Origin of the sequence: Paracoccus albus, assembly GCF_027913035.1 — a bacterium.
Taxonomy (GTDB): domain Bacteria; phylum Pseudomonadota; class Alphaproteobacteria; order Rhodobacterales; family Rhodobacteraceae; genus Paracoccus; species Paracoccus albus.
The window spans coordinates 1-24,977 of record NZ_CP115778.1 but is presented as its reverse complement, the minus strand read 5'-3'; the positions used below and the strand labels follow the sequence as shown (position 1 = coordinate 24,977).

Here is a 24,977-nt window from a genome sequence, read left to right as displayed (position 1 = left end):
CCCTCAGAATTCCATCTCGTCATCGAGACCGCGGTCGCGGCCAAGATCGCGATCCAACTCCTGCGCCTCCTGCTGGCCGCGCAACCGCGCCACTTCGGTCGCCTTGTCCTGCTGCAACCCGGCGGCACGGTCGGTGAAGACCTGGTCGCCAGTTTCTTCAAAGGTCATTTCGAGGAATTCCTGCGTGACGGTGATCTGGTCGAGCTTGCTCGGCAGCGCCGCATCCAGCACCTCGTAGTTGCCACGGCGAAGCTCGGCCAGGCCCTCCTCGCCCAACTCCTTGAAGAGCTCGGATTGCAGGGTCCGCTCGATGGTCTCTTCCTGTTCCTCGGTGAGCTTGCCATCGCGCAACATGTCGGCGAGGTCCTGCAGGTAGGGATTTGGCGTCCGGTCGTCCTCGTCGATGAGCGGCAGCGTCGCCTCTTCCTCATCGGCAAGGGTTCGGCCGATCTCGACGCCCATCTCTTTCGCCCGCTCCATCAGCGCGTCCATCACGCCATCGACCTTTTCCAGCGCGGCATCGAGCTGGTCGTCATTGGCGGTCTCGACGCTGAGACCATCCTTCGCCAGCACCGCGTTCATGTCCCGCTCGACCCAGTCCTGTGCCATGCCGTAGTTCCGCGTGCCGCCCGCCGCGATCCGGGCCACCAGTTCCTCGCTGTCCATGCCCACCTCCTCGGCGCGCACGAGAACGTCGCGCAGCCCTTCGTCATTGCCGGACTGAAGCGCGGCGATCAGCACCTCGCTGCCCGCCCCCGGGGGATAGGGTTCTTCGAGCTGCTTGCCAAAGCGAGCGCGCAGCTCCGGGTCTGGAACCATCTGCGAAAGGTCCGCGATAATCGGAGCGGCCTTGGCTTCAAAAGCGGCACGCTCGGCCGGATCCAGTTCCTCAGCCTTGAGCCTGAGCGCCTCGATCGTGCGCTCGGAATAGTCGATCGCGTCACCGACGGTTTTGATGTCCTTCATGTCTATCTCTCCTTCGGTGAAGTTCCACGGCGTGCCGGAACCGAGCCCGTCCGCCATGCCGCGCACGGCGCGCGCCATGTGGCGCTGGTCCATCCGGTCCAGCAGGTCGGCGAGGTTCTTGTAGTCCTTGGCGAAGCCCACCACCTGCGCCTGCGCGATGGCAGATTCCTGGGCCGTCATGACGATCTCGCGTGGCAGGCGGGCCTCTTCCTTGGCGCGGTAGATCTCCTCGATCCCGGCGGGCTTCTCGAAGATGCCGCGCTCGAGCCGGGTGGTGGCGTCGAGCATCACGCCATAGCGTTCCGCGATCTCGGCCTGTTTCTCGCGCATCAGCTGCGGCGACATCACGCCTTCGGCCCAGCAGGAGAACCAGGTGCCGTTTTCAACGCCGCGATTATTCAGGATTATGTGGGCGTGCTTGTGCGCCCGGTCGTCATGGACCGCGAGGACATAGTCCCACTGGTCGCCGTATTCGCCGCTCTCGAAGAAATGCTCCGTCCAGTCCATCGCGATGTCGCGGACTTGGGTTGCCGTCACGTCGGTCGGGAAGGACAGCAGCATGTGCGAGGTGAAGCCGAGCTTGGTCGAGCCGCGCCAGGTCCCGGCCCAGTCCTCGATGATGTCCTCTTTCTGATCCTCAGACAGCACCGCCGCATCGGTCAGCGTGTTAGTCATCGTCGAATAAGTGTAGACCGCCTTGTCGTTGATGTAGGAGAGCTGCGCCCCAAGCGAGGCACGCGTCTTGCAGCCCCCTGCCCGGATCCGTTTGAACACCGCCGCGCGGCTCTGACCCGACGCGGCCTTCAGCGCGTTGCGTGCCGACATCGAGCCGACGCGCGCAAAACTCCGCCCCTGCCGACGCCCCGCCAGCCGCGCGTCGATCCGCGCCGCGGCCTGACCCCGGATGCGCTCATCTTCCCAGAGCCGCCCCATGACCGAGGTATAGAGGGCGAGCGGATCAGCCATTTCGAGAGTTCCGGTTCTTCAGAAAATCATCGGGTATCGCCGTTCGCGTTCGAGGCTTGCCGAGAGGCAGCGAAGGGCGATCCAATTCTGAACCGGAACTCTCACGCACCAGCCTCAGACCGCGTTCGATCGTGCGCTGGCCATCCTCCAGAACCGCGCTCTCCGCCCCCTGCCCTTCTTCCTTTTTCGGCCACTCCTGATGACGCAGCACCTGCGCCGCATCCTTCATCCGACCCATCTCACTGCTCATCGACTGCGCCAGATCGAGCAACTCGATCAGCACCGCCCGGTCCGCCTCCGAGACCTCCAGCCGACCGCGATGGACCGCCTTGGCGAGCACCAATCCGGCGTCGCTCACGTCCTTCGCCTGACGCCATGCGGAGCAGAACTCCGCGACCAGATCACGGGGTACATCGAGGAAACCGCAGCGACCGCGCAGCACCGCATTGAGTGCCTGAGACCGGTTTGCATAGCCCCGTTCGCGCCACTCCGCATCGAAGGCGTCCAGCTCGGATCGGCTGGCCCTGAACGCCACTGTTTCGCTCGGATCGCGCACGGCAATGCCCTCGCCCGCCTCTTCTTTCGCGAGCCGGTTCACATGACGCGGAGAGATGCCAAATGCCGCCGCCAGGTCCTTCGCGCTTTCGCCCGCCGCGAAGCGCCGCGCCACTTCGATGCGCTCTTCAAGCTTCAGGTTTTTTGCTGGCCTCGGCACGGGTCAGACCCCTCGGACAAAATGTGCAAACATTGGCCATATCCTGCCAACGTCTTCCTTCTCTCCTTCGCTTATACTTCAATACATCACATTGCGCAATATTACGTTTTGCATGTTGTGTCTTTTTGCTGGCATTGGGCGTCATCGAGACCCCTCGCCGCGGCGCGACATGGAACGGGGTCCGCCCTCATCGGTGCAGGACAACCAGGTCGCAAAAGCTTCCGAAACTTGTGTTCAAGACGCACGCGATGTCAGGCAATCCGAGCGCGCGAGCCAGTCACGGATCGGGCACCAGGTACACGAAAATGGCCCGTGCTGGATGGCGCGGGTCACACCCTCTGAGGGCGTCACGAAGCTTCTGAAAGACAGCGTCAGACCCCTGCGGATCCGAAGACCCGCAGGGGTCTCTGGGTCAGTGACCCAGTCCCTGAGAGCGCAGGTCGTCGTAGCGGCTGCGGGCGATCAGCGCCTCGGTCTCGAGGCTGTCGAGGGTCTGTGGATGGGCGTCTTCATCGAAGGCGGCGAGGTAGGCCTCGAAGGCCATGTCGGCTTGCAGTTCGGCGAGGTCGATGGATTGTTCGAGCGTCATGGTGTGATCCTTTCCGTTGATCGTCGTTGGACGGATCGTGGAAAAGACCGGGGGCATGAGAGCGGGCTGCACCCGGCACGGGGCGAAATGAAATGGAGCACGCCGGGGGCAGGTTTGTTGTGAGCGATGCCCCGCAGCGCTCAAGGCGCAGCCGTCCAGAAACCTGCCCTCGGCGTTGCCGACCGCTCGACCCCGGGCTAGCGATCTGAAAGGCCAACAGGTCGACGGAAATGCGCGCGGCGGTGACCCTCACGTGAGACGTTGCCCCGGGATGCATGACGATGATTTTCGATTTCGTTGCCGGCGGCGCAGGGCGAGTTCGCCGCCCCAGGGAGCTTCGCCAAGACGACCCAGGCACGGGTTGCTCGACTGAGAGAAGGGGTGCGCTTACCTCGCACAGCGGACTGCCAGTTCTCGCTGCTGACATTCAGTCCCGCCTCGGGTTCGTGCGATCCACGCTGTCCCTCAACAGAAAGATCAGAGCCGCTACTGCGACCGATCCAGTCAGACTATCCGCCTCGGTGTCAGCGTCCGCGTCCGAAATATACCGCATCCTTCGGACACCGATAGTGCACCAGTCGAGGACAAGTTCCCCCGGAACAAGAAAGAGCCAGACCGCCGGAGCGGTCTGGCCGTTGGCTTAGGCTGCGTCTTTGGGACCCCAGGGGATGACGGCCTGCAGGGACAGATCGTCCTGGTTCGCGGCCTTGCCGAGATTGGCGTTGAAGCCGTGGTCGCGGATGGTCAGCGTGTAGTAGTCGGCGCCGGTCTCCTTGTTCTGCTTTTTCCAGATGCCGCCGCACTCGACCAGCTTGCCGCGCGGGGAGCGGCCGAGGACGCGGTGCGTGGGGGCCATCGGGTTCGTGCTCGCGACGGGTTCGACCGAGATGTCGAGGTCGAAGGTCAGGGTCGAGATGGAGCCTGTGCCCTTGGCGGTTTCGATGTCGGCGCTGGTGAATTTGATGCAGTTCGTGGTCATTGCTCTTCTCCTTGTTTGCGTTGCAATGATGGTCACCTTGCAGCTGGCCAAGGCCCGGCCACACCGAAGGCGAAGCGCAGCGGAGAGGGGCAGGCGCCGGTCTTTTTGCCTCGCGAGGAATGGCCCGCAGGGGCAGGGGAAAAAGATCGGCGGCAACCTTTGTGAACGGGACGACAGCTGCGACCAGCATGTCATGCAACTCAGACAAAAGGAGAAGTGCGGTGGCCACGAAGGAAACTGGGTGAACAGCCGAAAGAGAGAAATGCCTGTGGTGGCGATATTTCTGTCCTGTCGCTCCGAGCCGCACCCGGACGAGTTCGAGCTTTGCCGAGCCTTGCCTAACGCGACGGGACGGCCGGCATCCGTGGCACCGCGATGTGTGTCATCAGGCAGGGCAGCATCAAAGAGACGGTCGAAGCCTCGATACCCTGCTGGGCTCACCCGGATTTCGAACGGGCCTCTATGGCAGCCCATAACTTGCGATTTGCGCATAAAGACCATCACCGGCCTTATGCTAGCTGCGGCCAATGCGATCCTGCGGTCGTCAACCATCTTCTGCGATCCAAGATGACGGAGCGGCACAGCATGTCCGGCAAAGCAAGGAACAACACCGACCGACACGCGCGGTACGAGATCACTGATGTCACGCGTCCGCCCCAGCGACCGTGACCGGAACGGCCGAGATGAAGCGTTGCCACGACCATGCGACGGCTGGACGGGTTGGCTCCGGAGGAGACTGCCCGGCCAGCGACACGTCGCAGGGAGTGGCGGCGTTTCAGCTCGGGGAGGGCGGCTGCGCGCAGCCGACCGAGTAGGGCGCGGTCCTGACCAAAGGGCAGGAGGGGCCAATGTTCCCCTTGAATGCTTCAACTTAAGAATCAAAAGTTACTTCAACGTCAGGGGCATTGAGACAGGCGGAACACATTTTGATTGAGCTGAAAATCGAACTTATTGGCATCAAACCACCCATCTGGCGCCGGATCCTCGTGCCGAATGACATCAGCTTGGACATCCTGCATTCCGTTCTCCAGGGCGCTATGCCTTGGCAAGACTATCATTTGCATGAGTTCGAGATTGGCGAAGACAGGTTCGAGGCCCGCGACGAAAGTGACGACAGCTGGGACCCTACCGATGGGCGGAAGGACGAGAAGAGGTTTACTCTTGGAAAGCTGGTCAAGAAAGGCAGTCAGTTCACATACACTTATGATTTCGGCGATGGCTGGCGGCACCTCGTCACTGTCGAGAAGGTTGGCAAACCAACCGGAAGGCCAGATCAGGACTTTCCCGCCTGTGTGGCAGGAGAGCGCGCATGTCCGCCAGAGGATAGTGGCGGGCCCTATTCTTACGAAGAATTTCTCGACGCGCTGACCGACAAACACCACCCGGAACATCGTGATACAAAGCAATGGGCGGGCGCGTTCGAACCGGAAGTGTTCAGCGTGCAGCAAGCCAATGCTGCCGTCGGTGCGATGTTTGTATGGGCAAAAGAACGCCACAATCGAAAGTGAAACCTGACTCTGGTTTGGCGCAGCGGCTTCGACAGGGGCACATAGCTTCGACTGTTCGATCCGAATGGCCGGATGTCTTCTCAGCCCTCCGAGGGCATCCACGCCCTGCTTTGCTGGTGAGCTTCAGAGCTGACAACCACCAGTCTCTTTGAAAATTCCAGAATTTGTCGATCCTTGACGGACTATCTCACAGGTTATCACAGAAACAAGTGGCGGCATCTTTAAAAATACATCATTATGTCGCCCATGAATGGACAAGAACACGAAAAACTAAAGAACCTTCTTGAGGCTGTCCCCACGGGGTTCCTCGTGGACTCCACCTGGCTGGAGCACCACGGGATAGGCCGGCGTTCGTCGTACGCCTATGTCCAACGCGGCTGGCTAGAACGCCTTGGACGCGGCGTCTTCCGCCGCCCGGCACCAGGCAACGCCACCACGAACACGCTCGACTGGAAGACCTGCCTGCTCTCGCTCCAGCACATCATGCACTACCCTGTCCATGTCGGGGGCGCGACGGCATTGGGCCTGCAAGGCTATGCGCACTATCTCTCCCTCGGCGACAAGAGCACGGTCTGGCTCTACGGCGCAAAAATCCCAAACTGGCTCGAAAAACTGCCGCTCAACGCCGAACTCCGCACGCGCAGCGTATCGCTGTTTTCAGATCCAGAGTTGGGTGTCAATGACGCACGAAAAAATCTCAACGAGACAGCATCGTCCCTGCCATGGGACTGGAAACTGGTGATGTCTTCGCCGGAACGCGCCATCCTCGAAGCGCTTGACGAGTTGCCGGATCAGGAGAGCTTTCACAACCTCGACATGGTGTTCGAAAGCCTGACGACGTTGCGCCCAAGAACCCTCTCAGCACTGCTCAGAAGTTGCAAGAAGATCAAGGTCAAACGCCTGTTCTTCGTGTTTGCCGACCGCCACGACCATGCCTGGCGCAAGCGTCTCGATCCGGAAGAGTTCGACCTCGGCAGCGGGGATCGCGCATTGGTCAAAGGCGGCAAGATACATCCGCGCTACAGGATCATGGTGCCCGAAGAGTTTGTAGGAAAGGAACGTGGTCATGGCGCGTGAAGACTATGCCGCCCAAGTGGCGCTGCTCGTGCGGATACTGCCGTATGTCGCAAAGGAGAAAATATTTGCGCTCAAAGGTGGGACGGCCATCAACCTCTTCTATCGCGACCTTCCGCGCCTCTCGGTCGATATCGATTTGACCTATCTGCCTGTCAAGGACCGCGCCGAAAGCCTCGTCGAGATCAACGACGCGATGGACCGAATTGCCGCCGCCATCGAAAGCGGAATCACCGGCGCCAAAGCGCAGCGCATTGCCGGCGGTGGCGGCGGCGCCACGCGTGCGCTCGCCCGCCTCGGCACAGCCGAAATCAAGATCGAAACCTCCCCCGTCACCCGGGGCGTCGTGCATGATCCGGAACAACGCGAAGTCTCCGAAGCCGTCGAGGAGGCGTTCGGATATGCGGCGATGAACATCGTCTCTTTCGAGGATTTGTTCGGCGGCAAGCTACATGCGGCCCTCGATCGTCAGCACCCGCGAGACCTCTACGACGTCAAACTGCTCTACGAGAACGAAGGGTTTACCGACGCGTTGTTCCGCACTTTTCTGATCTACGTCGCGAGTTCCCCACGCCCGCCGCACGAACTGCTGAACCCAAACCTGATCGATCTTGATCAGCCCTACGCGCGGGAATTCGAGGGAATGACGAAGGAAGCGGTCGACCTTGCGGAATTGGTCTCAACGCGCGACCGCCTGATCGGTGATATCCAATCCCGCTTAGATGAGGGCGCGAAGAGGTTTCTGAGAACCCTGCATGACGGCGATCCAGACTTCGACGCGATCGACCGCCCTCAAGCGGCCGAGCTTCCAGCGGTCCGATGGAAGCTCATCAACGTGAACAAGCTGAAAGCAGAAAACCCCAAGAAGCATGCCGCCCAAGGGGAAGAGCTGGAGAAGCTCCTCGGCTGAAGATGGGGGCTCATGGGAAAATCGGCTCAAAGAGCTCGGAATCAAAGCCTGAGTTCTCTCTACAAGTCACGATCGGGAACTTGCTGTCCTTGATCTTCGCCAACCAGAACCGTTCGAACCCGAAGGCCTCGACCCAGACGATCAAAACGGACCGTTCGCCGCAGCTCGGCAGTGTTGGCAGTATTGGCAGTAAGCTAGAACGATGGTGCATTGACCAGTCCAGAGACAGGCCAGCGATTAACTTGACCTGAATTGAGAGGTAGCCGGCTCCTCAAGCTGTCTGCCAGAAGCAGCACCGCATTCAGAAAACTCTGTAGTCCATCTACTGAGTTAGCGGACCTTGACAACCCAACTGATATGGTCTAACTCTGTATTTGCAATACAGAGGAATCGACCTTGAAGCTTGGTGACATTTGCGAAATCGGGTCAGGGCACACCTCAAGGGGGCGCCTGGAGGTTTCCCCGGAAGGCGGGCGGCTTGCCGTCCAGCTTCGCGACATCCAGCCCGATGATGATTTGGCGGTAAGGCCCTTGCAGCGCTATCTGCTGGATGATCTACCCGAGCGCCATGTTGTCCGCGGGGGAGAAGTGATCTTCAAATCCCGCGGCGAACCAAACGTAGCGGCTCCGGTCACCAAAAACCTCGAAGAACCGATTGCCGTTATCCTGCCGCTTGTCATTTTGCGCCCTAGAGCAGGTCTCACGCTACCAGATTACCTCGCCTGGGCGATCAACCAGCCGAGATCTCAGAGATACTTCGACACAGAAGCACAGGGGACCAGCATGCGGATGATTTCCAAGGCGGTACTCGAGGAGCTGGATGTGCCACTGCCGGATTTAGAAACTCAAGCGCGTATTGTGGCAATTTATAAGCTTGCCAAGCGAGAAGGTGCACTGCTCCGTGATCTGGCTGAGCGCAGGGAACAGCTTTCATCCATCATTCTGGCTGAGCGCGCCCGCGCCGGTCGCAAAAAGGAACTCTCCCAATGACCGATCAGGTTACCCAGCAGCAGATCAACCAGACCGCCTGGGCGGCTTGTGACACCTTCCGCGGTGCCGTCGATGCCGGCCAGTACAAAGACTACATTCTTGTGATGTTGTTCCTGAAGTACATTTCGGACCTCTGGAACGACCATCTCGAGACCTACCGCAAGCAGTATGGCGACGACGAGGCCCGCATTCGCCGCCGCCTCGAACGCGAACGGTTTATCCTGCCCGAGGGCGCCAGCTTCTACGACCTCTACGCCCAGCGGAACGAGGCCAACATCGGCGAGCGGATCAATATCGCGCTGGAGAAGATCGAGGACGCGAACCGTGCCAAGCTTGAAGGCGTCTTCCGCAACATCGACTTCAACTCCGAGGCCAACCTCGGACGCCCGAAGGATCGCAACCGCCGCCTCAAGAACATGCTTGAAGACTTCGCCAAGCCGGCGCTCGACCTGCGCCCGTCGCGGGTGACCGAGGACATCATCGGCGAATGCTACATCTACTTGATTTCACGCTTTGCATCGGACGCCGGGAAGAAGGCCGGAGAATTTTTTACCCCTGCACCTGTCTCGCGCCTGCTGGCCAAGCTCGCCGCACCGCAGCCCGGCAACACGATCTGCGACCCCGCCTGCGGGTCAGGCTCTCTGCTGATCCAGGCCTCGCAGGAGGTCGGGTCGGAGAACTTCGCCCTCTACGGGCAGGAGGTGAACGGGGCAACTTGGGCGCTGGCCCGGATGAACATGTTCCTGCACGCCAAGGACGCCGCCCGCATCGAATGGTGCGACACGCTCAACAGCCCGGCGCTGGTTGAAGCCGACCATCTCCAGCGCTTCGACGTGGTGCTCGCCAATCCGCCGTTCTCGCTCGACAAATGGGGCGCGGAGGACGCAGCCGGCGACCAGTACAAGCGTTTCTGGCGCGGCGTGCCGCCCAAGTCCAAGGGCGACTACGCCTTCATCACCCACATGATCGAGATCGCCAAGCGGCAGTCCGGTCGCGTGGCAGTGATCGTGCCGCATGGCGTGCTGTTTCGGGGCGGCGCCGAGGGACGCATCCGCCAGCAACTGATCGAGGAGAACCTGCTTGACGCCGTCGTCGGCCTGCCCGCCAACCTGTTTACCACCACGGGGATCCCGGTCGCCATCCTGATCTTCGACCGCTCGCGCGAGGAAGGCGGCGCGAACACGGACCGGCGCGACGTGCTGTTCATCGACGCCAGCAAGGAGTTCACGCCGGGCAAGACCCAGAACGTGATGGACGAGGTGCATGTCGCCAGGGTGCTGGAAACCTACGCCACCCGCGCCGAGGTCGAGCGGTATTCACATCGGGCGAGCCCCGAGGAGATCGCCGAGAACGGCTACAACCTCAACATCCCCCGCTACGTCGACACCTTCGAGCCCGAGGAAGAGATCGACGTCGCCGCCGTGCAGAAGGACATCCAGCGGATCGAGGCCGAGCTGGCCGAGGTGCGGGTGAAGATGGCCGGGTATCTGAAGGAGCTCGGTGTTGATGCGTGATGGGCAAGAGACTGGCGTATCGACGACGCCTCTCGCGAAGGTAGCCGACGCACGCGCGCCGATCGTGTACGGGATCGTGCAGCCTGGCCCTGAATGCCCCGGCGGCGTGCCGTTTGTTCAGAGCCGGGACGTCGGCGGCGCAGTCGATGTAAATGTGTTGAACCGGACATCTCAGCAGATCGCTGAACAATACCGGCGGTCCAAGATCGCCCTTGGCGACATTCTGTTCTCGCTGCGGGGAAACATCGGGCAATCCTCCATTACACCGGCCGAGCTGGACGGCGCGAACATCGCAAGAGGTGTCGCTCGCATCCGTGTTGGTGCCAAAGGCGACCCAGAGTTCGTCCGTTACGTCCTTCAGGGCCCTGTTTTGCAGAGGCTGATCGCGCGCAACGCCAACGGCAGCACCTTTCGCGAGCTTTCAATTGAAGAGCTGCGGAAGTTGCCGATTCCTGATGTAAGTCTCCCCGAACAGCTCAAGATCGCCGAGATCCTGCGCACCTGGGACGAGGCGCTCGAAAAGCTCACCGTCCTCCGCGCAGCGAAAGAGCGTCGGCTCGGCGCCCTCCGCGCTGCATTGCTGTTCGGGAGACTCCGCCAGAAGGGCCTCCGCCATAACTGGGCACCGACCCGGCTAGAGGCGGTGACCCACGAACTGACCAAGCGGAACGGCACCAAGGGTCTCGGCCGGGAGAGCGTCATGGGCGTCACCAAGGCAGAGGGCGTCGTGCCGATGCGCGAGCAGACCATCGCCGCCGATATCAGCCGATACAAACGCCTGCCGCCGCGCGCTTTCGCCTACAATCCGATGCGCATCAACGTCGGGTCCATCGCCATGAACGATCGCGACGAAGCGGTGCTGGTCAGTCCCGACTATGTCGTGTTCGCCTGCAACGCTGACGGGCTAGACCCCGACTATCTCGACCACCTGCGCAAGACATCCTGGTGGGCCCACTACATCAACAGCGGCGGTTCGGGCAGCGTTCGGCAGCGCACCTACTATGCCGATCTCGCCGCGCTGAAGTTGCCCTTGCCGGACCTCGATGAGCAGAAGGCCATCGCCGCCGTGCTGAACACCGCACGGGCGGACCTGATCGCGACAGAGCGCGAGATCGAAGCTGTCACCCGGCAAAAGCGCGGCCTCATGCAGAAGCTACTGACGGGTGAGTGGCAGGTCGAGGAGGAGGATTCCTGATGGCAAAAAAGATGCAAACCCTGACATTCCGCCTTCTCAGAAAAGGACGGGCACCCGCAAGAGCGATCTCTCCGACCTTTGCGGAGGACGGTGACAAACCCCTTACATCAGAGCCTTGGCCTCCAATCGAGGGTAGTGAGGTCTTCTTTGGGCAAATATATCGCAAGCCGCCAGTTTGGGCGGACTTCATTTCCACCGGCCTTGAGAGGGCGCTTGATGGCATGATGACTGGCGGTGCCGGTGCGGTCATTTTCGTCCCAGTCAAAGGCAGGTATGTTGCTGTCTGTTTTGGCCAGATCCATATGGCGCTGAATGACGATGCGTTCGAACGTCAGTTCGGCTTGAAGGTCACGCTGAATTCCGTTCCAGGGAGCAGCATTCGTTCGCTTGACCTTGCAACGCCTGATGCAGTGACTTTTCAAAAGCGAGTGCAAGCCAGCCGAGACAGCGACGTGAACACCTTTGGTGTCGATCAACTGCGCGACATAGCAAGGGTTGCAGGCGGCACGCCTAAGGACCCAAATTTCGCACGCTTCGTTGCAGGCAAAGACTCCTTGTCAATTACCTGTGAGATCGGCCCAGGCGATATCGCGGCTAAATGTGCAGAGATATTCCAGGTTTATGAGAAGAAGGACTATCGAACCGATTTCAAATGGGTCGATAATCTGCGGCCCGTCATCGAAAAGGACCTCATAGAACAGTTGGACCAAGAGTTGTTTTCGGAACTGAGTGAGTTGCGAAAGGGCAATCCAGCGGATCTACACATGTCACCACCGGAAGTGGTCGACTACACGGAAGGAAGTGAACTGCACTACAACGGTTTCCGCAGCCACGGCGTCACATTCCATAGCTTGGCGATCGCCGACTATGTCAGCGAGTTGAACAGATGCAAATTCGCCGGTGACATCAAGGAGATTAAGGAAAAGCATCGAATATCGGCAAAGCCTTCTGACAAGGACGAGTTCTCAGAAAAGTGGAAGGTGTACGATTGCTTCGTCCACGAGGCATCTTTAACCTCGGGTGCCAACACACGGCATTTTATCCTGTTCGCAGGGAACTGGTTTCAGGTCGAAGCATCTTTCAAGGACAGCGTGGACAAGTTCTTCGACGGCATTGATAGGGTCACGATTGTTGGCAAAACCTCTGCACATAACGAACAAGAGCTTATAGAAGATCTAGTCAACACGCGGGCTGGAGACTTGCTCAAGCTCGACAGAACCAAGATCAACCCGACTGGTGTGAAAAACGCAAATCTGGAACCAGCTGATTTCCTCTCCGACAAGAAGCACTTCATCCATCTAAAGGACGGGCACTCCTCCGGCCCCATTAGCCATCTTTGGTCACAGGGTGTCGTCAGCGCAGAAGCCTTCGTTGGAGACAGTGGTTTTCGCAAGAAGCTTCGAGCCGTGGTCAAATCGGAAAAGAAGGGTTTCGAAGCACATTTGCCAAAATCAACAGATCGTGTCATCCGCGAAGACTACACGATCGTCTATGGCGTCATGCGTCAACCCTATGCCAACAAGAAACTGGATCTGCCCTTTTTTAGCAAGGTTAGCCTGCAAGTAGCGATCGAACGTCTTCGTAGGCTTGGTTTCGAAGTAGCAATCGAGCTGATTGAAAAGCCGGCTTCTTCAGCTGGCAAGAATACGAGTTCCAAGAAGAAAAGTACGGCGCGGCCGCCCAAACCCATCGCTGACGCTGATGGCGAAGTTTTGGAAGAGGCATGATGGAAAAGGGCTTCATTGCAGCCGAAAAACACCAGTCCCAGGTGCCAGCGCTTCAGATGCTTGTAGCGCTTGGGTTCACCCCGCTCTCGCAGGAGGAGACGCTTCGCCTGCGCGGCGCGCGCCTGCGGAACGTGGTGCTGGACGATGTGCTCGCTGAGCAACTCATGCGCATCAACCGCTTCACGCATCGCGGCCGCGAGTATGGGTTCGATCTTGAGGATGCGCACGAGGCGATGCGACGGCTAAAGCCCACGCCAGATCGGCTGAAGGGGCTGCGCGGCACGAACCAGGACATCTACGACACGCTCGTCCTCGGCACGACCATCACGAAGTCCATCGACGGCGACTCGAAGAGCTACTCGTTCCGCTACATCGATTGGGAGCGGCCGGAAAACAACGTCTTCCACGTCACTGCCGAGTTCTCGGTAGAGAGGACGGCGTCAAGCCAGACCAAGCGCTGCGACATCGTCGCGTTCGTGAACGGCATCCCGATCCTGGTGATCGAGAACAAGCGGCCGACCGAGAGCCTGAAGAAGGCGGACAGCCAGCTGATCGGCTATCAGAACGAGGACAACATCCCGCAGCTTTTCCACTTCGCCCAGCTGCTGATCGGCATGAACCGCAACGAGGCGCGCTATGCAACTGTCGGTACGCCGAGGAAGTTCTGGCAGACCTGGCGCGATGAGGAAGACACCGACGAGGCCATCGCGCCCTTTGCCAACCGCGTGCTCACCGCGGCGGAAAAGGACGCCATCTTTTCCGGCGACTTTGCGAGCGCACGCACGTATTTCGACGCGATGGCTGCCGAGGGTGACCGCGCGGTCACGGTTCAGGACCGGACAGTGTACGCGCTGTGTCGCCCCGAGCGGTTGCTCGATCTCATCCGCCGATTCACCGTGTTCGACGGAGGTGTCCGCAAAGTCGCGCGGCATCAGCAGTTTTTCGGGATCCGTCGCGCGGTCGCGACGGTCAAACAGCACGATGTCAGCGGCGCCCGAAAGGGCGGCGTGATCTGGCACACGCAGGGCTCGGGCAAGTCGCTCACCATGGTGATGCTGGGGCGCTCGCTCGCACTCGAGCGCAGCATCGAGAACCCACGGATCATCATCGTCACGGACCGTGACGATCTCGACAAACAGATCAAGGACACCTTCAAGTCCTGCGACCTCGAGCCGGTCCGTGCGACGAGCGGGGCGCACCTTCTGGACCTCGTCCATAACAAGGCTCCACTGGTCACCACGATCATCAACAAGTTCGATACGGCGCTGAAGAACAGCAAGCTGGTGGACGAGGATCCGAACATCTTCGTGCTGGTCGACGAGAGCCACAGGACGCAGACGGGTCGCTACGGCGGCCACAGCCAGTTCGCCGCCAAGATGCGGCGCCTTCTGCCCAAGGCCTGCTACCTCGGCTTCACCGGCACGCCACTGCTGAAGAAGGAGAAGAACACGCTTTCGACCTTCGGGCGGCTGATCCACCGCTACGCGATCGACGAGGCGGTCGCCGACGGCGCCGTCGTGCCGCTACTCTACGAGGGACGGCTTGTCGAGCAACAGGTCTCAGGCACCGTAATCGACCGCTGGTTCGAGAAGATCAGCGACGGGTTGACTGAAAGCCAGAAGGCCGACCTTAAGCGCAAGTTCTCCCGGATGGACGCGCTTGCCAAGACTGACCAGGCTATCCGAGCCAAGGCCTTCGACATCTCCGAACACTATCGCCAGCACTGGCAGGGGACCGGGTTCAAGGCGCAGCTCGTTGCCCCCTCGAAGGCCGCCGCCGTCCGCTTCAAGGAAGTTCTCGACGAGATCGGCCACGTCACGAGCGCGATCGTCATCTCGCCGCCAGACGAAAACGAGGGCAACGAGGAGGTTGACCAGGAATCCAAGGACCTCGTGCGCCGCTTCTGGTCGCAGATGATGGCGCGGTACAAGACCGAGGAGGAGTACAACCGCCAGATCATCGATGCCTTCAAGGGCTCCGGCGACCCGGAGATCCTGATCGTCGTTTCCAAGCTCCTCACCGGCTTCGACGCGCCCCGGAACACGGTGCTCTATGTCTGCAAGTCCCTGAAGGAACACAATCTTTTGCAGGCGATTGCGCGGGTGAACCGGCTCTACGAGGACGGCGGAACAGAGAAGCAGTTCGGTTTCATCGTCGATTACGAGGGGCTACTGGGCGAGCTGGACAGCGCCTTGACCACGTACAGCGCCTTTGAGGGTTTCGAGGCCGCGGACCTCGCAGGGACGGTGCACGATGTCCGGGAAGAGATCCGCAAACTGCCCCAGCTGCACGACCAGCTCTGGGACCTTTTCAAGCCGGTTCGGAACAAGAAGGACATGGAGCAGTTCGAGCAGCACCTAAGTGACGAGGCGATGCGCCACGAGTTCTACGCGCGCCTCAAGGCATTCAGCCGGTGCCTGCACATCTCGCTCTCGTCGGACACGCTGTTCGATGTCTTCGACGAAGCCAAGGTCGATGCCCTGAAGCGGGACTGGAAACAGTTCTCCGAACTCAAGCGCTCGGTCCAGCTCCGCTATCAGGAGACGGTCGATGTCCGCGAGTTCGAGCCGAAGATCCAGAAGCTGCTCGATGACCACGTGGTGGCGATGCCGGCGGAGACCATCATCGAGGTGGTCAACATCAACGACCCTGAGGCGCTGAAAGCAGTTGTCGGTGAAACGAGCGTCTCCGAAGCCTCAAGAGCAGACCGCATTGCCAGCGCGACGCGGAAGGCGATCACTGAGAAAATGGATGAAGACCCGACGTTCTACAAACAGTTCTCCGAACTGCTCGAAGAGACCATCCGCGCCTATCGCGAGAAGCGGCTGTCCGAGCGCGACTACCTGAACAGCGTCGTGGACCTCGCAAGCAAAGTTGCGCGCAAGGATCGCGGTCGGGATGTTCCGGAAGGCATCCGTGGCGATGAGGATGCGCTGGCGTTCTTCGGGATCCTTGACGGTCAGCTTAAGTCCAAGGGTGATGAGCCGGTAGCCAGCGACGATGTCGCAGCGATCGCTCAACAGATCATCGACATCATCAAGTCGCACTTGATCGTGGACATCTGGTCGAACGAGGTGGCCCAGAACAATCTGCGCAACGCCATCGATGACTACTTCTTTGACGTCCTGCGTGACGAGGGGGGCGTCGACCTACCCGTGGAGGTGCTCGACGATCTCGAGCTGAAGATCATGGACCTCGCCCGGGCGCGGTTTGCGGCATGACGCGGGAGTTGCATCGCCTGCAGTACGGCGAGCAGGAAATCCAGTACGAAATCGTTCGCCGGCCGAGGAAGACATTGGAGATCGCCGTCGAACCGGATGCGTCGGTGGTGATCGCCGCCCCGGAGGACGCGACACTAGACGCCATCGAAGCCAAGCTGCGGAAGCGCGCAGCATGGGTGACGCGGCAGCAGCGGTACTTCGCCCAGTTCCTGCCACGCACGCCGGAGCGCAGGTTCATCGCCGGGGAAACCCATCTCTACCTCGGGCGCCAGTACCGGCTGAAGGTCGTCCCGCACGTCCAGGAAAGCGTGAAGCTGATCCGCGGTTTCATCGTCGTGCAGACGCACCGGCCGACCAAGCCAGAGGTGACACGCGAACTGGTCGAGGCATGGTACCGCGATCGGGCCCACATCAAGTTTCCGGAACGGATCGAACTTTGTCTCGGTCAGTTCCCGGTTCCCGAGGCCTTCAGGCCGAAGGGACTCATCGTTCGTCAGACTCGGCAGAGGTGGGGGTCCATGTCACCGGCCGGACGTCTGCTACTGAACCGCCGCCTCGTGCAGGCGCCCGTCGACGCGATCGACTACGTGATCACCCACGAGCTCTGCCACGTGGCGGAGCCTCATCACGGGGCTGCCTTCTTCGAGCTCCTCGACAAGGTGATGCCCGACTGGGAGCGTCGGAAGCAGAGACTGGAACGGGCGATGGCGTGATTAGCACCGCCAAGGAAACTAGTTCTTCATCCGTTCGCCAGGAAGTAGCAATCTACAGGAACGACTGATACTCGTCCATGAAGGTTGCAACCTGCAATAGGCCTTGCGCTTCTGACTTGTGAATCAAAGCCGCAACATCGAGCGCTGGATTTTTGAAGCGCTCCCGCATGCGACGCAGGGCCAGAATGGCCTCCGAGGGATCCAGCTCGATTGTATCGGCGATGAAGTCGTCGGCGGAAATCGCCTGGATGGCGTGCGGGTCCAGAACGGCGGAAGGAAAGTCGGCGAGATTGTCCGTCACGATGACTGAAGCAGATGTCGCGATGGCCGCTGCCAGCACGTGGTTGTCGTTGGGGTCGGGCAACGCGAGCTTTTCTTCGAAGATCTCATAACCCGTCACCAGCGCTTCAGGGAACGCCGCCTCGATTGCCGCCCTCTGCCGGGAACCATCGGTTTCGCCCTTGGTGATCTGGGTGATCGCTTTCTGGGTCTCGTCAAGAATGCGACTGCTCCACCGAGGCCGGAACAAGCCGGCCTCGGCCAGGCTCAGGAGCATGTTTCTGCGAAGCGCTCCGCCCAGGACGCAGGCATCGAGGAGAGCCGTGAACCGATCAGCGTATCGGCTCATACAAGACCTTCTTCCGCATCCATTGCAGCAAGGCCACTCAAAGCATCAGAGCGAGACGCGTCACGCTTCTCCTTGTAGGCAAAAAGATCGTCTGCACGAACACGGCGATGACGGCCGGTCTTCGCAAACGGAATCTCGCCTTCCTCGAGAAGCTTCACCAGGAACGGGCGGGACACATTGAGAAGGTCCGCCGCCTGCTGCGTGGTCAGCTCTGACTCGACGGGAATCATCCGGAACCCGCGACCGCTCGACACAAGTCGCAGCACCTCGAGCAGCGAAGCCGTCAGGGCGGGCGCAAGTGTCACGGTGCGAACTTCGCCGCCTTCTAGGGCGAGCGACAGCTTTGTCGGTTCGCCTTCCTTGATCTGGGAGGCGACAATCGTTCTGAGTTGTTCGGCGTTCTTGATCTCGACCTCGTCGGGCAAACGATCAAAGAACGCCTCTTTTCTGAGGGCGTTCATCTTCTCTCTCCGGTTCTCTCTTCTCGTGTTGGATATAGGGTATCCGTTATTCGAAACAATCGCAACACTCGAAATATTCGAAACTCGCTAAAATCATGTAAATAGGTTGCATGACGGGAGCACCTCATCGCTCTCATGAAGAACCGACCACGCCCGCATCGACCAGCTGTTCCCGATCAGGAAGGTCCCGCAACGAAGTCAGACCGAACGCGACAAGGAACTGCTCGGTGGTCACGAAGGTATAGGGCGCCCCGCGCCGAGGGGACCTTGGCCCAGTCCCGATTAGCTCGCGTGCATGCAGTCGCCCAATCAGGTCACGGCTGATCTCCTTACCGAAGATGTCCTTGAGCCCATCTCGCGTGATCGGCTGGTGATAGGCGATGGCGGCCAGGACCGCGACGTCGAATTCACTCAGGTCTATCAGTTGGTCGCCGACATCCGCGGCGGCCCGGATCGCGGGGGCGTAGGCGGGTCGCGTGCGGAATATCCAGCCGCCAGCGACCTGCGCAACTTCAAAAGCCCGCCCCTCCAGATCGGCGACGAGGTCCTCGACCAGCAGATCAACCGAGGCCCCCTGCCCCACCACGCGTGCCAGGTCGTCGCGCGGCACCGGCGAAGCTGAGGCAAAGAGCACCGCCTCGATCCGGCGCATCCATTCCCGCCAGCGCAGCTCGGGCGGCAAGTCGGTCAGCTCACGATCCAGTTCGGGGTCAGAGCGATCCTTAGCCATCGTCATACCCCATAGAGCCGGAACGTATCTCGGCCCGTCAGCTCGCGTACCGCGCCGAGCTCAACCAGCCGGTCACAGAGCCGCCGCGCGGCGCGATCCAGCAAAGGCAAGGCCGAAGGCGCCACGGCGTCCCGGGTCAGGAACATCTCGACCGCGTCGCCCGCCCCCTTGGCCCGCAGCTTGGGTGCGACCGCCTTCAGATGCGCCGCCCGACGCGCAAGATCGGCGGCCTGCCGCACGGCCTCGACTGCCGATGAGACGAGCGCCCGATGGCAGGCGAGCCTCAAGTCGTCCCCATGCTTGCGCAGGTCAGCGCGTTTCAGCCCCGCAGCCAGCAGCGGCACAAGATGCTCCCAACCGAGTGCCTGAGCGAGGGCCCCGTCGGCGAGGATCAACGCCGTGGTCTCCATACGGGGCGCCTCAATCAGCACCGCCTCCAGCACCCGTGCCGCGCGGTTGACCGGCGCCCCCTGCCCCGCGTCGAGCCACGTGGCAATCTGCCCCGGCTCAAGGGTCGGCAAGGCGCGACCCAGAGTCTTGAACGACATCGGTCGCTCCACCGCGCGGCGCCAGGCAAGGCAGACCTCGCCCGCCGGTCCGGGCAGGTCGCCGGGGCGCAGGAGATGCACCGCATCACGCAACTCCGCTTCCCGCTCCGGTCGCCCGGAGAACGTGACACAGGCCTCTGCCGCGCGCAGCGCGAGCCGGTCCCGCAACAAGGCCTGGGTCACCTCCTCGCGTCCCAACACAAGATGCAGGTGGTTCAGCGCGGCGCCCGACAAAAACGCCAAATCTTCAAGGGTTTCAGCCCGCGCGGAGGTGACCCATGCGGGCATCCGGGGTAGCGTGTCGAGGTCGCTGATGGGATCATGTCGGGCAAATGTCATGCCCAGAGCCTACACCAGCGCGGCGCTTTAAGCCACAAAATAGAGGCCTAACCGCCTCGTCTTACGGTTCTAAACTATGTCCAATAAGTTTGCCTTATCGGACACAAAAAGATATGCTCAGCGGCATGTCAGAAACCACCGAGAAATCGAGCTCAGACGTGCCAATCGGGCCTTCGTCCAACGAGGACAACGAGAGAAATCGTCCTGACGGCGAGGCCTTGAGCCTTCCGTCCTTTGTAGCGGGCTCAGGCACGCTCGATCGGCTGGTCGATACGGCCCGCGACTACGCGCGCGCGGCCGCGTCGGATAACACGCTGAAGGCTTATGCAAAGGACTGGGCGCATTTCGCGCGCTGGTGCCGGATGAAGGGCGCGGAGCCGTTGCCCCCCTCCCCTGAGATGATCGGGCTTTACCTCGCCGATCTGGCGTCCGGGTCGGGCCCCTCCCCTTCGCAGTCGGCGTCCCGACCCCTGTCGGTCAGCACTATCGACCGCCGCCTGTCGGGTCTCGCCTGGAACTACGCGCAGCGCGGCTTTTTCCTCGATCGCAAGAACCGCCACATCGCGACGGTGCTAGCGGGGATCAAACGCAAGCACGCGCGACCACCGGTTCAGAAGGAAGCGATCCTGGCAGAAGACATCCTCGCGATGGTCGCCACCCTGCCCTTTGATCTGCGTGGGCTGCGGGATCGCGCCATCCTGCTGCTTGGTTACGCCGGGGGGCTGCGCCGCTCGGAGATCGTCAGCCTCGACGTGCACAAAGACGATACGCCGGATTCCGGCGGCTGGATCGAGATCTTCGAGAAAGGCGCCCTCCTGACCCTCAACGCCAAGACCGGTTGGCGTGGAGTCGAGATTGGCCGCGGCTCCAAGGATCAGACCTGCCCGGTTCATGCGTTGGAACAATGGCTGCACTTTGCGAAGATCGACTTCGGCCCTGTCTTCGTCGGCACCTCACGGGACGGCAAACGCGCATCCGAAACGCGCCTGAACGACAAACATGTCGCGCGGCTGATCAAGCGCACGGTTTTGGATGCCGGCATCCGATCAGAACTGCCCGAGAAAGAACGACTGGCGCTGTTCTCCGGCCACTCGCTGCGCGCCGGTCTCGCCAGCTCCGCCGAAGTCGACGAGCGCTACGTCCAGAAGCAGCTCGGACACGCATCTGCCGAGATGACCCGGCGCTACCAGCGCCGTCGCGACCGGTTCCGGGTGAACCTGACCAAGGCCGCCGGTCTCTGACCCCGCGCCCCATCATGCCGCCTGCCCACTGAGCCTACCGAAGAAGCTGCGCTCGAGATGCAGTTCCCCTGCCCCGGCCTTCTCGACCATGCCACGCAGATAGCCGCCCGGCGAGGACACTTCGCCTGCGCAATGCTTCTCGAAGACAAGCGCCAGCGCCGCTGTCGCCACCTGTTTGCCCAGCCGGTCCTGTGCCACGTTCCAGGCATGCTCGGACACCCCGATCATCGGCCTGAGTTGACCAGCAACCCGGTGCAGATCGCCCCAATCTTTCAGGAACCCGCCCATATTGCGGGCCCAGGACGCAAATTCGGGACAGGCCTGCATCACTGTGGGCAGATCCAGCGCTGCGCGCTTCTTGCGCACCTCGGCCACCCACTCTTCCAGCTCCCTATCAACCTGATCTTCGGGCTGAGCATTGGGCACCACGGCCGCGACTTCCTCATTTTCTGAGGAATTACGAGTTACAGGATTAAGTTGGTTTGTAATTAGTATATGAGGGTCAGAAATGACCTCCCTGGGGTTCATTTCTTGAGTCTTCTCAGAAACTTGTTCCCTGGTTTCAGGCGTGTTTTCCACAGGTTGAACGACCTCGGTTGCCTTGAGATAGGCTGCTTCGACGCGCTCTTGAAGCTCCTTGAACCAGGTGAGTAGCCGGGCAAGCTGCTCGGACGCTTCATGGCGACGCGGAAGCCGGTCCAGAAGCTCCTCGAAGAGCCCCGTGAACTGCGCCCAGGGCCCGCGCAGCGCGCTGCTGACGGCCGCCTCGATCCGCGCGCGGATCATGCGGCGTGCCACGGTGATCTGACGCTTCAGGCGTTGGCAGAGCTCGCGCTCGGCCTGCAAATCGGCATGAAGTTCCTCGAACTCATCGACACGGGCTGAAAGCGGCGACAGATCGAAGCCATAGGCCTCGACGATGCGCCCCTCGGCGTCCCTGCGGCCCCACCGTTTGCCGTTTGGGCTATCCTGGAAGGAGATCACACCGATCTCGGCCAGGCGCCGAGCATGGCGCTTGAGCGCCGAGAGCGAGAACCCGGTCTGCTCCATCAGATAGGCGTTTGACGCCCAGACGATCGGGCGCTGCCCCTCCTCCCAGTCTTGGGCCTGGGTGAAGGCCCCGAGCGTGTCGAGGAGCATCGTGTCTCCGGCCTTGAGGCCAATGTAGGCTCCTACCCGCTTCACAGCCACGAAGGCCCGCGTTTTGGGTACAGCTACCTGTTCACCGGCTTGGGCAAGCTGCTCTGCAATGCCAAGACCCGGTGTCGGCTTGCGCCAACCTGTATGTTTCATGCCTGTTTCTCACCTCCAGTTATGTGGAGGCAAAAGAAAGCCGTTCGCTCAGAAGCGTTCGTCGTTGACAGTGATTCGAGAGAGACTTATCTTCAAGGCGACCAAACCAATAAGATCAGCTCTCAGGCCCTCAGCTTGGGGGCTTTTCTTTTGCCTCTAGATCACATTCTTCCTTCTTGCTCGTTGCCTCAATGTATGGAGATGCACCGGTATTCAGGCTTTAGCCCGTCGGTGGAACCTCCTTATTCTTCGCCAAGAAGTCCGCGATCAGATCGCTCAACTCCTCAAGCTTCTCTTGGCTCAGCGGTACGCTTGCGGCTTTGATCGAGAGATTGCCGTTCGCTGACGTGAGCGAGAGATTACGACCCCCTACCTTGCGCTTGGCGGTGATTTTCTTAGCGGACTTTCTGACTTGCTTCTTCGGCTTGCCCTCAAGGCTGGCCAGTGCTTTTTGCAGATCCTGGAAGCTCATGTCGTAAGCGTTCTTGAACGCGTTCAAGATTTGATCTCGAGCCCCGAAAACTGCGCGAGCGCGCGACACGATACTCTCGTGGACACCGATACGTGCAGCAAACGCCACCGCGGTCGTCTTCTCACCAGATTCACGAAGCGTCTCGTACATCTCTCCGATAGCCAGTAGGCGCTCGAAAGCGCCAAGGTTTTCCCTTTCCTCGTTTTCCCGGAAACGAAGAAACAGCATCTCGAACTGCGCGTTCTCCGCGCCTCGCTTATCTGGGGGCGCCAAGATGGCTCTTAGCTTAAGCCCCAGGGTCTTCGCTGCAGCATGACGACGTCTGCCGGTCAGCATGATAAAGCGAGCATCCGCAACGTCAGTCGGGTTCAACGGGTCAGGCTTCCAATTCGGATCCTCTGGCCAAACAAGGATGGGCGTGTCTTGGCCGTTGATTTCGATGCTCTTAAGAAGCGTTTGAAAGGCCTCTTGTGCCAGCCAGTCATCACGACGATCTGAACCTAACGGGTCCTCCACTTGTTCCGGTGAAATCTGAAGCTCGTGACGGCCGTTCAGAATGTCTTCGACGAGCTGCGCACGACCCTGCTCGACCGCTGCCTGCGATTGGGCAAGTGCGCCGGCCTTCCAAGCACTACCCGCTCCCTTGAAAGCTGCAGTAGTAGAAGACGGTGCAGTGTCGACCTTTGCCTCGTCGTCATTGCCACTCGGCTCAGCTGATTGGTTCAAAGCTTTCGAAACCAGCGACCTCGGGATAGTTCGCTTCATGCTGCGGTCTCCCCGTCATCGTCATCATAGAAGGTGTCCATCCAAGCATTCGCATAACCACGTTCGAGGCCTGGCCACAGACGGCTGACGATTGCATCGTTCACCGCGTCTGCGTTCTCGATAAATCTGTTGATACCTTTTCGTTTGCCAGGCGTGTCAGGCTCATATTCGTAGACCGACTGATAAACGTCTGAAGCGTTCGAAATCGCGTCTGACCGAAGATAGAACACGGGCAAGATCTCCGTGGGGCAGTGCTCGAGAAGATTGCCGATGTGGTTGAGATCCTGACCGTTGGAACGCTGCACAATGGTTGGCAAAAGCATGTTGGCACCCGAGCCAATATCGATACGCTCATGTGCTAGGATGTGCTGCAGCATACCTAGCAGGCCGGTGACAAAGGTCGAAAGAGTTGCGATGTCGAACCCCTTCATGGTCTGAGGAATAACGAGGGATGAAGAGGCAATCACATTATTGAGCTGGAAAAGCGTCAGCGCCGGTTGATAATCAATGATGATGCAATCCAGCGTTTCGTTCAGCGCTTGCTCAAGTCGGACAGGATCGACCTTACCATCCGTAGCAAGTTCGTTGGGAGCTGTTGCCGGAGGGTGCGCTTCTTTCCAGCGATCAATCGCGTCCCGAAGGTAGCGGTAGAAACTCTTCCCTGCAGGAGCTTCGCGAACCAAGCGGGCGATCTGAATTTCGCCCTCAGAGGTCTCTCCGTGCGCGGGAACCAATCGAAGCCCCGGCCAAGAAGTCTTCAAAAAGAAGCTATCCAGCGTCTCCGCAGAGTGATCCGTGTACGGTGCCTCCTCGGACTGGAAGAGGCCCGCGAAGTCCACCATCGATGGCGTTTCTTCAGTAGGCATTTGAGACAACCCCTCACCGCCTACAAAGTAAAGTGTGATCGTGCTCTGCGGGTCCGCATCCATCACGCCAACGCGCATTCCGTAGTGTAGGCTCAGGTACTGTGCGAAATGTGCAGCGCTAAGGCTTTTGGCGGTGCCGCCCTTTTGGCTGGCAAATGAAATGACTGGAAGCGGATCGCCGGGCTTGCGCCACGCAAGATAGTCAAAAGGACGCTTTGCAGACGCCGCCATCAAAGCGCGCATATGCATCAGTTCATGAAGGTTGAAGACACGTTCGCGTCCAACGTATTCACCCTTTGGAAAGTCGTCGTTGCCATTCGCGAACTTGGTCAAATATTGGATGCTGACGTTCAAGAAGCGAGCGCACTGTCGCATCGACCATGTGCGCTTGATACGATGGCGCAGCGTCAACTCTTTGTTGACGGCAACCATTGTGCGCTCCAGACCTCGTGACAGGTCGGTCAAAAACTGTTCTAGACTTCCGCTCATATCGCTGCCCCGACTTCGGTTGATTCCGAGTTCGACTCGTTTCGCCACTCATAGTAGCACTATTATGGGCGCAATTGG

Annotated in this window: 21 protein-coding genes; 10 read left to right on the top strand and 11 right to left on the bottom strand. The window is 60.3% G+C overall.

From position 1 onward, the window contains the following. Window positions 1-3 precede the first annotated feature (3 nt). From PAF20_RS18345 to PAF20_RS18330, 4 genes are all read right to left on the bottom strand, one after another. Window positions 4-1,932: a relaxase/mobilization nuclease domain-containing protein gene (locus tag PAF20_RS18345; protein WP_271073666.1), complete on the bottom strand. Its 1,929-nt coding sequence runs from the start codon at window positions 1,930-1,932 to the stop codon at window positions 4-6. After that, a complete protein-coding gene (locus tag PAF20_RS18340; RefSeq protein ID WP_271073665.1) occupies window positions 1,925-2,647 on the bottom strand; it encodes a helix-turn-helix domain-containing protein in 723 nt (240 codons plus the stop codon). Before PAF20_RS18340 ends, PAF20_RS18345 begins: the two co-directional genes overlap by 8 nt. 412 nt (window positions 2,648-3,059) lie before the next feature. Further along, window positions 3,060-3,236: a hypothetical protein gene (locus PAF20_RS18335; protein WP_231580204.1), complete on the bottom strand. Its 177-nt coding sequence runs from the start codon at window positions 3,234-3,236 to the stop codon at window positions 3,060-3,062. Between the two features lie 640 nt (window positions 3,237-3,876). Beyond that, window positions 3,877-4,215 carry a DUF736 domain-containing protein gene (locus tag PAF20_RS18330; RefSeq protein WP_207020756.1) on the bottom strand — a complete coding sequence of 113 codons (339 nt, stop codon included), beginning with the start codon at window positions 4,213-4,215 and terminating at the stop codon, window positions 3,877-3,879. 905 nt (window positions 4,216-5,120) lie between these two features. On the opposite strand from PAF20_RS18330, the gene PAF20_RS18325 reads away from it, so the two are divergent. The 9 genes from PAF20_RS18325 to PAF20_RS18285 all read left to right on the top strand — a co-directional run bounded on the left by PAF20_RS18325 (window position 5,121) and on the right by PAF20_RS18285 (window position 17,067). Next, entirely contained in the window at window positions 5,121-5,723 is a 603-nt protein-coding gene (locus PAF20_RS18325; RefSeq protein WP_271073664.1) for a plasmid pRiA4b ORF-3 family protein, read from the top strand. 246 nt (window positions 5,724-5,969) lie between these two features. Further along, window positions 5,970-6,800, top strand: a complete 831-nt coding sequence (locus tag PAF20_RS18320; protein ID WP_271073663.1) for a type IV toxin-antitoxin system AbiEi family antitoxin domain-containing protein — start codon at window positions 5,970-5,972, stop codon at window positions 6,798-6,800. Continuing rightward, the gene (locus PAF20_RS18315; protein ID WP_271073662.1) at window positions 6,790-7,707 is read left to right on the top strand and encodes a nucleotidyl transferase AbiEii/AbiGii toxin family protein; all 918 of its coding nucleotides are present in this window, start codon (window positions 6,790-6,792) and stop codon (window positions 7,705-7,707) included. Before PAF20_RS18320 ends, PAF20_RS18315 begins: the two co-directional genes overlap by 11 nt. Window positions 7,708-8,103: 396 nt before the next feature. Further along, entirely contained in the window at window positions 8,104-8,697 is a 594-nt protein-coding gene (locus tag PAF20_RS18310) for a restriction endonuclease subunit S (RefSeq protein ID WP_039983903.1), read from the top strand. Then, window positions 8,694-10,211, top strand: coding sequence for a type I restriction-modification system subunit M (locus tag PAF20_RS18305; RefSeq protein WP_271073661.1), 1,518 nt, complete (start codon window positions 8,694-8,696; stop codon window positions 10,209-10,211). The genes PAF20_RS18310 and PAF20_RS18305 overlap by 4 nt, the downstream gene beginning before the upstream one ends. Further along, on the top strand, window positions 10,204-11,406 hold the full coding sequence (locus tag PAF20_RS18300; RefSeq protein WP_271073660.1) for a restriction endonuclease subunit S: 1,203 nt from the start codon (window positions 10,204-10,206) through the stop codon (window positions 11,404-11,406). Before PAF20_RS18305 ends, PAF20_RS18300 begins: the two co-directional genes overlap by 8 nt. Further along, window positions 11,406-13,133, top strand: coding sequence for a TIGR04141 family sporadically distributed protein (locus PAF20_RS18295; RefSeq protein ID WP_271073659.1), 1,728 nt, complete (start codon window positions 11,406-11,408; stop codon window positions 13,131-13,133). The genes PAF20_RS18300 and PAF20_RS18295 overlap by 1 nt, the downstream gene beginning before the upstream one ends. Then, window positions 13,130-16,354 carry a type I restriction endonuclease subunit R gene (locus tag PAF20_RS18290; protein ID WP_271073658.1) on the top strand — a complete coding sequence of 1,075 codons (3,225 nt, stop codon included), beginning with the start codon at window positions 13,130-13,132 and terminating at the stop codon, window positions 16,352-16,354. The genes PAF20_RS18295 and PAF20_RS18290 overlap by 4 nt, the downstream gene beginning before the upstream one ends. Next, complete coding sequence (locus PAF20_RS18285) at window positions 16,351-17,067, top strand: M48 family metallopeptidase (RefSeq protein WP_009179413.1); 717 nt, start codon at window positions 16,351-16,353, stop codon at window positions 17,065-17,067. Before PAF20_RS18290 ends, PAF20_RS18285 begins: the two co-directional genes overlap by 4 nt. Window positions 17,068-17,119: 52 nt before the next feature. Here the strand turns inward: PAF20_RS18285 and PAF20_RS18280 are convergent, their stop codons facing one another. From PAF20_RS18280 to PAF20_RS18265, 4 genes are all read right to left on the bottom strand, one after another. Continuing rightward, the gene (locus tag PAF20_RS18280) at window positions 17,120-17,695 is read right to left on the bottom strand and encodes a PIN domain-containing protein (RefSeq protein WP_009179450.1); all 576 of its coding nucleotides are present in this window, start codon (window positions 17,693-17,695) and stop codon (window positions 17,120-17,122) included. Continuing rightward, the gene (locus PAF20_RS18275) at window positions 17,692-18,156 is read right to left on the bottom strand and encodes a helix-turn-helix domain-containing protein (RefSeq protein ID WP_271073657.1); all 465 of its coding nucleotides are present in this window, start codon (window positions 18,154-18,156) and stop codon (window positions 17,692-17,694) included. Before PAF20_RS18275 ends, PAF20_RS18280 begins: the two co-directional genes overlap by 4 nt. Before the next feature lie 133 nt (window positions 18,157-18,289). Further along, window positions 18,290-18,886: an SMC-Scp complex subunit ScpB gene (gene scpB, locus PAF20_RS18270; protein ID WP_271073656.1), complete on the bottom strand. Its 597-nt coding sequence runs from the start codon at window positions 18,884-18,886 to the stop codon at window positions 18,290-18,292. A 2-nt stretch (window positions 18,887-18,888) separates the two neighbouring features. After that, the gene (locus PAF20_RS18265) at window positions 18,889-19,773 is read right to left on the bottom strand and encodes a DUF1403 family protein (RefSeq protein WP_271073655.1); all 885 of its coding nucleotides are present in this window, start codon (window positions 19,771-19,773) and stop codon (window positions 18,889-18,891) included. Window positions 19,774-19,886: 113 nt separating this feature from the next. On the opposite strand from PAF20_RS18265, the gene PAF20_RS18260 reads away from it, so the two are divergent. Then, on the top strand, window positions 19,887-21,014 hold the full coding sequence (locus tag PAF20_RS18260) for a tyrosine-type recombinase/integrase (RefSeq protein WP_434802972.1): 1,128 nt from the start codon (window positions 19,887-19,889) through the stop codon (window positions 21,012-21,014). Between the two features lie 12 nt (window positions 21,015-21,026). On the opposite strand, the gene repC is transcribed toward PAF20_RS18260, so the two are convergent. From repC to PAF20_RS18245, 3 genes are all read right to left on the bottom strand, one after another. Then, window positions 21,027-22,307 carry a plasmid replication protein RepC gene (repC, locus tag PAF20_RS18255; RefSeq protein ID WP_271073653.1) on the bottom strand — a complete coding sequence of 427 codons (1,281 nt, stop codon included), beginning with the start codon at window positions 22,305-22,307 and terminating at the stop codon, window positions 21,027-21,029. Between the two features lie 220 nt (window positions 22,308-22,527). Then, window positions 22,528-23,544 carry a ParB N-terminal domain-containing protein gene (locus tag PAF20_RS18250; protein ID WP_271073652.1) on the bottom strand — a complete coding sequence of 339 codons (1,017 nt, stop codon included), beginning with the start codon at window positions 23,542-23,544 and terminating at the stop codon, window positions 22,528-22,530. After that, window positions 23,541-24,899 carry a ParA family protein gene (locus PAF20_RS18245; protein WP_190285508.1) on the bottom strand — a complete coding sequence of 453 codons (1,359 nt, stop codon included), beginning with the start codon at window positions 24,897-24,899 and terminating at the stop codon, window positions 23,541-23,543. Before PAF20_RS18245 ends, PAF20_RS18250 begins: the two co-directional genes overlap by 4 nt. Window positions 24,900-24,977: the final 78 nt, after the last annotated feature.